Raw genomic sequence first — 2977 nt, forward strand, 5'->3', positions numbered from 1 at the left:
CGCCGCCCGGTGTCGGAGGTCTGCCACCGCTTCGATCCGCTGCCGCAGATCCTGAAGAATGTGCGCTACCGCAGCGGCAAGCCGCTCGACGACGCCGAGGTCAAATCGGCCATCGTCGCCGGCGAGAAGCGGCTCAACGGCCACGGCCGGCTGCTGGTCCGCTCCTCCGGCACTGAGCCCGTGATCCGCGTGATGGGTGAGGGCGATGATCGCCTGCTGGTCGAGGAAGTGGTCGATCATATCGTCTCCGCGCTCGGCCACGCGGCGGCCGCGTAACGGCCACGCGGCGGATGATCTGAAGCGTGCATGCGCGCCTGAACGCAGCCCAGCCATTATCGTACGGCGCTGGTCGAAGCGGCGCCGCCGTCGTAGGAAACGCGGGTTGCCCCGCGAATCTTTCAGGATTTATGCCGTGAACAAGCCCGTCATCGTCTCCGAAGAAGCGCCTGTCGCGCCGGTGACCCTGCCGGAAGCGAAATCACCTCGCGCCGCGGGGGCGGCGGGGCCGGCCTATATCGTGCTGGCCGGCATCAGCTTCTCGCATTTCCTCAATGACACCATGCAATCGCTGATCGCGTCGGTGTATCCGATCCTGAAGGAAAATTACGCGCTCGATTTCGCGCAGATCGGATTGATCACGCTGGCGTTCCAGTTCACGGCGTCGCTGTTGCAGCCGGTGGTCGGTCATTTCACCGACAAGAAGGCGCAGCCGTTTTCGCTGGCGATCGGCATGGCATTTACGTTCTTCGGTTTGCTGCTGCTCAGCGTCGCGCAGCAATACGCGATCATCCTGGTTGCGGCGTCATTGGTCGGGTTCGGTTCGGCGGTGTTCCACCCGGAGTCGGCGCGGATCGCGCGGCTGGCTTCCGGCGGGCGCTTTGGTTTCGCGCAATCGGTGTTTCAGGTCGGCGGCAGTCTCGGAACCTCGATGGGGCCGCTGCTGGCGGCGCTGATCGTGGTGCCGTTCGGCCAGCCCAGCATCGCCTGGTTCTCGACGATCGCGTTTCTCGCCATCGTCATCCTGTGGCGGATCGGTCAGTGGTACAAGCCGCAGATCACGACCAGGAGGCCTGCGCCGGTCGATCCGCATCCGGAGGCCCCGAGCCCGCGCCGGGTCGTGATCGCGCTCGCGGTGCTGGTGGCGCTGTTGTTCTCCAAGCAGCTCTACGTCTCGAGCCTGTCGAGCTACTACATTTTCTATCTGATCGACCGGTTCGGCGTCTCGACCCAGGCGGCGCAGATCTATCTCTTCATCTTCCTCGCCGCCAATGCGGTGGGCGCATTCCTCGGCGGGCCGCTGGGTGACCGCTTCGGCCGCAAGATCGTGATCTGGTTCTCGATTCTGGGCGCATTGCCGTTCACGCTGGCGCTGCCCTTTGCCGGCCTGCACGCCAGCGCGGTGCTGACCGTGTTCATCGGCCTCATCATCTCCTCGACCACTTCCTCGATCATCGTGTTCGCGCAGGAACTGGTGCCACACCGGTTCGGGATGATCTCCGGCGTCTTCTTCGGGGTCGCGTTCGGCATCGGCGGCCTTGGCGCGGCCGTGCTCGGCAAACTCGCCGACCACACCAGCATCGCCTTCGTCTACCAGGTCTGCGCGTTCCTGCCGGCGATCGGACTGCTCGCGGTGTTCCTGCCGAAAATGCCGAGAGCCGTGCACTGACGCTGCAACCGGCCGTGCAGAGGCCTTCCATTTTTCATCAATCAATTGTTAGCGATTGTGGCGAGGCTTGCAATTATATGTGGCCGGTTTGGCCGATGCATGAAATCTTCGGAGATTATCAACCTTAAGAATTAGGGTTAAGCGGCGCTTAAGCATTTGCTGCCATCCTCCGGCCGTGAGTTTTTAGATGTGGGGCCTCCGTTGTCTGCCTCACCGGCCAAAAGGACGAAGCCAATGCGTAGCGTTAAGATCCTCATTGCCGCCGGAGCGGCATCCCTGTTGTCGTCGGCGGCATTTGCGGCCGACATGGCCATCGCGCCCCCGCCGATGCCCTATGCCGCCCCAGTCGCCGACTTCGGTGGCTGGTATCTGCGCGGCGATATCGGCTTCAGCAATCAGAGCGTCAAGAACATCCGCAATACCAACCCTGCGCTTTATGCCAACCTTCTCTCGCTGGACGAGAAAACCGGCTTTGACACCGGCGGTGTCTTCGGACTCGGTGCCGGCTATCAGTTCAACAACTGGTTGCGCGTCGACGTCACCGGTCAGTATCGCGGCAACACGAATTTTCACGGGCTTGATCTGACCAGCTTTCCGAACGGCGGCGCGACCGGCTTCGGTTCGGATGTCTACAATGCCAGCAAGTCGGAGTGGGTATTCCTCGCCAACGCCTACGTCGATCTCGGCACCTGGTGGTGCGTGACGCCCTATATCGGTGCCGGCGTTGGTACCGCACGCGTCTCAATCGCGAACTTCACCGATTCCGGTGTTGCCACGCTGTTCCCGGCCGGCTCCGGAGTGGGGCCCAGCCTCGTGTCTGCCCAGACCGGTTCGCAGTGGAACTTCGCATGGGCGCTTCATGCCGGTCTGGCCTACAAGGTCAACCCGAACATGACGGTTGAACTTGGCTACAGCTATCTCAATCTCGGCGACGGCACGACGGGTGTGGATGCGACGTTCGATCGCTCGGCGGGTGGCCATGTGTTCACGTTCAAGAACATCACCTCGCAAGACCTCATGTTGGGCGTACGCTGGAACCTCGACAGTCCGCAAGTCTATGCACCGCCGTTGATCCGCAAGGGCTGATCGCAGCCTGATTGCTCAATTTTGCTAACGGCGCGGGATCTTCCCGCGCCGTTTTGTTTTGCGCGCGCGGGCCATGACCCCGACCGGGAAGGCTGCGCGTGCGCGAAGCGGGAAACGGGTTTTCGGACAAGATCATGCCAATCAGAGTGCCGCGACAACCATTGGTTAAGGTTAACGCGCGATGATCAGCACCAAGTTCAGGGTATCCGATGGGAGTATTTCGAT

General features: G+C 62.1%; 2 protein-coding genes and 1 pseudogene. All 3 read left to right on the forward strand.

Annotation, left to right across the window (positions count from 1 at the left end):
• Positions 1-276: pseudogene (gene glmM, locus E8A46_RS24485) on the forward strand (phosphoglucosamine mutase); the annotation flags it as partial.
• 136 nt (positions 277-412) lie between these two features.
• Positions 413-1666, forward strand: a complete 1254-nt coding sequence (locus tag E8A46_RS24490; RefSeq protein WP_291566727.1) for an MFS transporter — start codon at positions 413-415, stop codon at positions 1664-1666.
• 234 nt (positions 1667-1900) lie between these two features.
• Entirely contained in the window at positions 1901-2752 is an 852-nt protein-coding gene (locus E8A46_RS24495) for an outer membrane beta-barrel protein (protein WP_291566729.1), read from the forward strand.
• Positions 2753-2977: the final 225 nt, after the last annotated feature.

It is taken from the genome of Bradyrhizobium sp., from assembly GCF_004799445.1.
Taxonomy (GTDB): domain Bacteria; phylum Pseudomonadota; class Alphaproteobacteria; order Rhizobiales; family Xanthobacteraceae; genus Bradyrhizobium.